Below are 7907 nucleotides of genomic sequence, written 5' to 3' on the forward strand. Positions count from 1 at the left end.
CGCCGGGTTCCGCGGGGTGCTGGCCGAGTTCCTGCCCGGCTGGGAGGACTGACTCAACCAGGCCGCGCTCGTTGATCGAGCTTGTCCGGGTTTCGACAAGCTCAACCAGCGGCCGCGCCGGCCCGCAGAATCTCGAGCACCGCGTCGGCGTATTTGTCCGCCTTCGACCGGCCCACGCCGGCGATCGCCAACAGTCCGCGCTCGTCGGTCGGCCGGGCCTCGGCGATGGCCATCAGGGTGGCGTCGGTGAAGACGCAGAAGGCCGGCAGGCCGACCTCCTCGGCCTCTTGCCGGCGCCATTCCCGCAGCAGCTCCCAGGTGCGGTCGTCGTAGCTGGACGGGCAGTCGGCGTGCCGTCCGAGCTTGAGTTCCGCACCGGCGGCGAGCGGACCGCCGCAGACCCGGCAGGTCAGGCTGTGCTTGCTGCGGTTCTGCTTGCCACCGCCTCGGGCCGGACGGGCCGGGGCTGCGGCCGGCCGGACGCCGTCCAGGAATCGGGACGGCTTGCGGCGCATCGACCCGTCGTTGCGGGAGACCGCCCAGGACACCCACAGGTGCCGTTTGGCCCGGGTGATGCCGACGTAGAGCAGTCGGCGTTCCTCGGCGACCTGCTCGGGTGATTGGGCCAGCGCGAACGGCAGCGTGCCTTCCTGGACGCCGACCAGCGCGACCCCTTCCCACTCCAGGCCCTTGGCGGCATGCAGGGTGGACAGCGTGACGCCGGCGCCGGCGGGCGCATGCTCGACCCGGGCCCGCTCGTCGATCTCGGCGAGCAGTTCGGTCAGACCGGCGCCGGTGTGTTCGGCGGCGAACTCCTCGGCGAGCACCAGCAGCGCCGCCAGCGACTCCCAGCGCTCGCGGGCCTGGCCCTGCCCGGACGGCGGCTCCGCGGTCCAACCCTGGCCGGCCAGCACACCGCGCACCGTCGCGACCAGATCGCCGGACGCCGCGGCCAGCTGACCCTTCAGCGCCACGATCGCGTTGCGCACCTCGGGCCGCTGGAAGAAGCCTTCCGAGGCCCGCAGGCTGAACGGCACACCGGCGCTGGTCAGGGCCGCTTCGTAGGCCGGCGACTGGGCATGGATGCGGTACAGCACCGCCAGTTCCGATGGCGGGATTCCGTCGGCGATCAGACCGGCCAGCCAGCGCGCCACCTGCGCCGCCTCGTCGGCCTCGGTGGCGGCCTGGGTGAATTGGGGCTGTGGCCCGTCGCCGCCCTGGGCGACCAGCCGGACGCCCTCGCCCGGCCCTTGCGCATGCAGCACCCGATTGGCCAGCTCGACCACCTGGGTGGTGGACCGGTAGTCGCGCACCAGCCGGATGATCTCCGCCTCGGGGTGGTGGATCGCGAACCGGGTCAGATAGCTCGATCGGGCGCCGGCGAAGGAATGGATGGTCTGGGCGGCGTCCCCCACCACACACAGGTCGGGCCGCTCGGTCTGCCACAGTTCGAGCAGCTTCTGCTGCAGCGGGCTGACGTCCTGGTACTCGTCGACGACCAAGTGGCGGTAGGTGCGGCGCACCTGGGCCCGGACGTCGTCGTGGTCGGAGAGCAGCGCCACCGTGCAGAGCAGCACGTCGTCGAAGTCGATCACCCCGCGGTCGCTCTTCAGCTGCTCGTAGCGGGCGTAGATCCGGCCCACCGCGGTGGCATCGACGGCGGACACCTCACGCCCCTGCGCAGCGGCGAGTTCGGCGTAGTCGGCGGGCGGAACGTTGCTCACCTTGGCCCAGCTGATCTCGGTGAGCAGATCGCGCAGGGTGCCGGATTCGGCGCGATGACCGAGCTGCCGTCCGGCTGCTTCGGCCATGATGCCGGCCCGGTGGTCGCTGACCCGCGGCAGCTCATGACCCATCGCCGCCGGCCAGAAGTACTGCGCCTGGCGCAGCGCCGCAGAGTGGAAGGTGCGGGCCTGCACCCGCGGGAAGCCGAGAGTGCGCAGCCGTCCGCGCAGTTCACCGGCGGCCCGGGTGGTGAAGGTGACCGCCAGCACCCCATGCGGGTCGTAGGCACCCGTCGCGCAGCCGTAGGCGATCCGGTGGGTGATGGCTCTGGTCTTGCCCGTCCCCGCACCCGCGATCACCGCGACCGGCACGCCGAAGGTGGTCGCCACAGCCCGCTGTTCGGGGTCGAGGGCAGCCAGCAGAGCGTCGGGATCGGGCACGCCAGACACTGTAGAACGCGGCTGTGACACTCGTTGAACCGTCGCCGGTCGGGCTTGTCGGGGCTGAACGTACGCACGCCGGCACGAGAGGTTTCGACAAGTTCAACCAACGGTGGCTGCCTTGCTCAGCTTCCCAGCGCGATCCAGACCACCCGTTGGTCGAGCTTGTCGAGACCCGTGCCCTCCACGAATAGCATTCGGCACAACCGACCGCCCGGGAGATCCATGAACCAACCGCCGAACGCCGACCAGACCCAGCCCACGTCATTCCGGCGGACGCCGGAATCTCCGGACGAGCCCGTGGCTCCGAAGAAGCGCGGAACGACTTGGCGTGGTCCGGGCGGCATTCGCGTGTCGCTGATCGGTCTGATCGGCGTCGCGCTGGTGGTCGCCGGCATTCTGATCCTGGTCCAGACCGGCAACGCTGCGTTCGGATCGGGAGTCGTCGTGGTCGGTTTCGGCGTCCTGCTGATCGACGCATTGCGGGCTCGCTGAGCTGCCAACGGAAACTGTCGGAGCCGCCCCCTAGGGTGTTGCCCAGCATGACCGGACTGTTTCTTCACCGCAGCGACGACGCCCCCACGCTGGCCGCCGAACTGGCGTCCCGTTTGGGTGGCCCGCGCGCCGACCCGTTCGCCCTCGACCTGGTGGTGACCCCGCACGCGCATCTGCGCCGCTGGCTCACCAATGAGCTCGCCCATCGGCTCGGACGGCCCGGCGAGGGCATCTGCGCGGGCATCAGGTTCGTCAGCCCCGGCCGGCTGTTGCACGAACTGGGCGATCCGGTCCGGTTCTGGCAGCCTCGGCAGCTGGCCTGGCGGCTCTTGCGGGTGCTGGCCGAAAACCCCGACGAACCGCGGCTGGCGCAGCTGCGTCGGCATCTGGCCGGTTCGCGCAACGCCTACCCGGTGGCGTATCGGGTCGCCGGGTTGTTCCAGCGCTACCTGCACTGGCGTCCGGCGATGGTGGCCCGCTGGGAGGCCGGTGAGAACCTCGACGAAAGCGGTGCCGACCTGGGTTTCGACGCCTGGCAGCCGGTGCTGTGGCGGCTGGCGGCCGCCGAATCCAGCCCACTGGCGGTGAGTGCCGGCCTGCGAGCCCGGCTGCGCAGCGAGCCGAGCCCGGCGCTGCCGCCGTCCTGGTCGTTCGTCCAGCCCGATCCGCCGTCCCCGTGGTGGCTCGACCTGCTCGACGTGCTCGCCACCCACCACGAGGTGCATGTGTCGCTGCGGCAGACCTCCGCCGCCGGCAGCCCGGTCGGCCCGGCGGCCCGGTTGACCGGGTTCGAACGGAACGCCCAGACCGGCTTGGTGCAGCGCGCCACCGTCCACGACCTGCCGGCGGCGTCCGGAGGCGGCGGAACGCTCGGCTGGCTGCAGCGCACGCTACGCGGAGAAACCGTCGCCCCGCCGCCTCCGGACGGCTCGGTGCAGCTGCACGGCGGGCACGGCCTGGAACGCCAGGTGGAGATCCTGCGCGATGCGATCACCGCCCTGCTGGCCGCCGACCCGACGTTGGAGCCGCGGCACATCATCGTCGGCTGCGCGAACCTCACCGCGGCCGCACCCCTGGTCCAGGCCGCCTTCCGGTTACCCACCGGTGTGCCCGGACGGCACCCCGCCAATGACTTCCGGGTGCAACTGGCCGACCGCAGCTCGGCCGAGGTGAATCCGCTGGTGCGGGTGCTGGTGCAGACCCTGACCCTGGTCGCCTCGCGGGCCGGCGCCGCCGACGTCATCGACTTCTGCACCCGGCCTGCGGTGGCCGCCCGGTTCGGCCTCGACTCCGACGCCGTGGAACGGCTGGCGCGGCTGGCCGGCGAGTCTGGCGTGCGGTGGGGACTGTCGGCGCCCCACCGCGCCCGCTACGGCCTCGACCACGTGCCGCAGAACACCTGGGCGGCCGGCCTGCAACGCATGCTGCTCGGCGTCGCGCTGGGTGAACATGAACTGCCGGTGGTCGGCACGGTGTTGCCGCTCGACGACGTCGAGGACGGCGACCTGGCCGCGGTGGGTGGCGCGTCCGAGCTGATCAGCAGGCTTTCCCGGCTGGCCACCGAGTGTGACGCCCCCGCACCGCTGCGGGAATGGGTCACCCGGCTGCAGTGGGCCCTGGACGCGTTCGCCCTGGTCGAGGGCGACGACAGCTGGCAACGCACCGACGCGCTGATGCGCATCGCCGACCTGGCCGAACGTGGTGCCGGTGACGAGCCGCTCAGCCTGATCGAGATCATCGACCTGGTCAGCGACGAGTTCGAGCGCGGCACCGCCCGCTCCAGCTTCGGCAACGGGTCGCTCACCGTGTGCTCGTTGCGGTCGCTGCGCGGCGTCCCCTACCGGGTGGTCTGCCTGCTGGGGCTGGACGACGGGGTGTTCCCGCGCGCCGCTGAGCGCGACGGCGACAACCTGATGCTGCGCACGCCACGCGCCGGCGAGCCCGATCCGCCCGCCGAGGACCGCCAGGCGCTGGCCGAGGCGATCATGGCCGCCGGCGACGCCGTGGTCGTGGTGCATCAGGCACGCTCGGCGCAGACCAACGAAGAGATCCCGCCGCCGGCGGCGCTGGCCGACCTGATCGACCTGGTGCGGCAGGCGGGCGTCGCCGAACAGCCGCACCCGCTGCAGCCGTTCAGTCCGACCCTGTTCGCCGGTGACCGGCCGCGCAGCTACGACCCGGCCGGCCTGCGGGGTGCCCTCGCGGTCACCGGTCCGCGCCGACTGCCCGATCCGGGCCGGCCGATCCCGCCCGCCGCGCCGCTCACCGAACTCGGCCTGGACGATCTGGTTTCCTTCGTCCGCGATCCGGTCCGGCACTTCCTGCGGGAACGCTGCGGGCTGAGTTACTGGCAGGCCGACCCGGTGTCCGACGAGATTCCGATCGAGCTCGGCTTCATCGACCGCTGGAAGGTCGGCGAACGGCTGCTGGGACTGATCCGGTCGGGGCGGTCGCTCGATGAGGCGGTGCGCGCCGAATGGCTGCGCGGAGCGGTGCCGCCGGGCGCGCTCGGCACCCGGGTGCTCGACGGGGTGGCCGGCCAGCTGCGGCCGATCGTCGAATCGCTTCCGGAGGCTGCCGGTGCACCGGTCCGGCACCACGACATCGCGGTGGACTGCGGCCCGGTCCGGCTCACCGGCCGGGTGGCCAGCCAGCGTGATCTGGTGCTGCAGGCCACCTTTTCGCGGCCCTCGGAATCCCGCTCGGTGGGGCTCTGGCTGCAGTTGCTGGCCCTCTCCGCGTCCGCCGACGGGCCGTGGCAGGCCATGCTGGTCGGACGCGGCGGCCGGCGAGTGTGGCGCGGCCCCGACCCGGCGTCCGCCCATCAGTTGCTCTGTCGCTGGGTGCGGCTCTATCGCCTCGGCCTGGACGCCCCGCTGCCGTTGCCGTTGCGGTTCGGCGCCAAGCTGGCCACCATGCTGGCCGACGGCAAGGATCCGTTCGCCGATCTGCGCGATCTGCAGTTCGCCTACCGCGACGACCGCAACCCGCAATGGCAACAGTTCTATCCCGAGGCCGAGGATCTGCTGGCGGTGCCGACCGCCGCCGACGATCTCGACCAACCCGCCGAGTCGGTGCTTGCCAATGCCGCCGCCCGGCTGATCTGGGAGCCGATCGCCAACTACGAGGCGGTGCCGGTGCGATGAACGGATACGCCGAATTCGATCCCGAGGCTCCGCTGCCCGAGGGCACCACCGTGCTGGAGGCGTCCGCCGGCACCGGCAAGACCCACGCGGTGGCGACGCTCGCCGTCCGGCTGCTGGCCGAGGGGGCGACCACCCTCGACCGGCTGCTGATGGTGACTTTCGGACGCAACGCCACCCGCGAGCTGCGGGCCAGGATCCGTAGCCACCTGCTGGAGACCCTGGCCGAACTCGAGCCGGGGGAACCGCGGGAGCGGCTGTCCGCCGCGCTCGCCACCTTCGACGGTGCCCGGGTGATGACGATCCACGAGTTCTGCGCCGCCATGTACGCCCAGCTCGGCATCCTGGCCTCGGCCGACCCGTCCGGAGGGGTCGTCCCCGATCTGGGTCCGTTGGTGCGCGAGGTGGCCCACGACCTCTACCTGAACCGGTACGCATTCGACTCCCGGCAGCCACCGTTCCCGCTCGCCGACGAGAAGCGCAACGGGGTGCAGGTCCGTGGTGCGATGAGCCTGGCCGGCGACGCGGTGTCGCATGTGCTGCGGCCGATCGTGCCGACCGACGCCGGCGGGGTGGTCGCCGAACGGGTCGGCTTTGCGCAACGCGTCCGGAAGGTTGCCGCCGAGCGACGCCGGCAGCTCGGCGTGCTCACCTTCGACGACCAGCTGGTGCGGCTGCGGGACACCCTGGCCGACGAGAAGACCGGCGAAACCAGCTGCGAACGGCTCCGCAGCCGCTTCGACGCCGTCCTGGTCGACGAGTTCCAGGACACCGACCCGGTGCAGTGGGAGATTCTGCAGCGCCTCTTCGACGGCCATCGCCGAATGGTGCTGATCGGCGATCCGAAGCAGGCCATCTACACCTTCCGGGGCGCCGACATCGCCGCGTACACCACGGCGGTGGCCACCGCTGCCGATCGTTTCTCGCTGGGGGTGAACCACCGCAGCGACGCCGCCCTGGTGCAGGGTCTCGGTGAGCTGTTCGAGGGCCTCCAGCTGGGTGAGTCGATCGAGGTGCATCCGGTGACGGCGCATCGACCCGGGTGCGGCGTCCGCACGACGGGCGGCGCGATCGCCCCCGTCGTGTTGCGCACGCTGGATGAGGAGATCCGGCCCTGGCAGGGGCACGAACGCATCCGGGCCGACCTGGTGACGCAGGTGCGCCGCCTCCTCGACCACCAGGAGCTTGCCGACGGCGGCGGTTGGCGCGCGGTGCAACCGGGCGACATCGCGATCCTGGTCCGCACCAACAGAGGTGCCGCCCGGATCGCGGCCGCCCTGCGCGCCGCCGGCGTCCCGGTCGCGTTGAGCGGCTCAGACAGCATCTACGGCTCGCCGGCCGCCGACGACTGGCTGGTGCTGCTGCAGGCGCTCGCCTCGCAGCGCCGCAACGAGGTGCGCCACGCGCTGATCAGCGCCTTCTTCGGACTCACCCTGGGCGACCTGGCGAGCGCCGACGACGGACAACTCGCCGACTGGACGGCGATGCTGCGGCAATGGGAGCGCACCCTGAACCGGGCCGGGGTGGCCGCCCTGTTCGCCTCGATCAGTGCCGAGACCACGTTCATCGAGCGGGTGCTGTCCCGGCCCGACGGCGAACGCATGATGACCGACTTCCGGCATCTCGCCGAGGTGCTGCACGAGGCGTCCGGGCACACCCGCCCCAGCGCGGCCTGGCTGGCTGAGTGGCTGCAGAACGAGCGGACGAAAACCGTCGACGACGAACGCACCCGGCGGCTGGAGACCGATGCCGAGGCGGTCCAGGTGAAGACCGTGCACGGTGCGAAGGGGCTGCAGTACCCGATCGTGCTGCTGCCCGACCTGTGGACCAGCCCGGGCGGCGACGACGACGGTCGCGGCCTGCTGCTGCATGAGGGCGGACGCGCCGTGCTCGACCTGGGCGGCCGGGACGCCTCCGGCCGGAATCAGCGCTGGCGACGCAGCCAGACCGAGGACGCCGAGGAGGCGTTGCGGCTGCTGTACGTCGCGTTCACCCGGGCCCGCTCCCAGGTGATCGCCTGGTGGGCGCGCACCCCGCACACCCCCCGCTCCGCGCTGCAGCGGGTGCTCTACCGGGACCGCGAGCGGCTGCCGGCAGCGCCGGC

At 72.0% G+C, this 7907-nt stretch carries 4 protein-coding genes; 3 read left to right on the plus strand and 1 reads right to left on the minus strand.

All coding sequences use genetic code 11. From position 1 onward, the window contains the following. Positions 1-101: 101 nt before the first annotated feature. Complete coding sequence (locus QM624_RS03950; protein ID WP_415088947.1) at positions 102-2165, minus strand: ATP-dependent DNA helicase UvrD2; 2064 nt, start codon at positions 2163-2165, stop codon at positions 102-104. A gap of 225 nt (positions 2166-2390) precedes the next feature. Between QM624_RS03950 and QM624_RS03955 the strand changes: the two genes are divergently transcribed. The 3 genes from QM624_RS03955 to QM624_RS03965 all read left to right on the plus strand — a co-directional run. Next, positions 2391-2660, plus strand: a complete 270-nt coding sequence (locus QM624_RS03955; RefSeq protein WP_415088949.1) for a hypothetical protein — start codon at positions 2391-2393, stop codon at positions 2658-2660. 47 nt (positions 2661-2707) lie between these two features. After that, positions 2708-5806 carry an exodeoxyribonuclease V subunit gamma gene (locus QM624_RS03960; RefSeq protein WP_415088951.1) on the plus strand — a complete coding sequence of 1033 codons (3099 nt, stop codon included), beginning with the start codon at positions 2708-2710 and terminating at the stop codon, positions 5804-5806. Beyond that, on the plus strand, positions 5803-7907 hold a 2105-nt coding region (locus QM624_RS03965), incomplete at its 3' end, for a UvrD-helicase domain-containing protein (protein ID WP_415088953.1). The genes QM624_RS03960 and QM624_RS03965, both read left to right, overlap by 4 nt.

The sequence above is a fragment of the Micropruina sp. genome (assembly GCF_047606365.1).
Taxonomy (GTDB): domain Bacteria; phylum Actinomycetota; class Actinomycetes; order Propionibacteriales; family Propionibacteriaceae; genus Micropruina.

Coding starts and splice junctions, on each gene's coding strand:
- QM624_RS03955 (WP_415088949.1), top strand. CDS start 2,391: ATGAACCAACCGCCGAACGCCGACCAGACCCAGCCCACGTCATTCCGG.
- QM624_RS03960 (WP_415088951.1), top strand. CDS start 2,708: ATGACCGGACTGTTTCTTCACCGCAGCGACGACGCCCCCACGCTGGCC.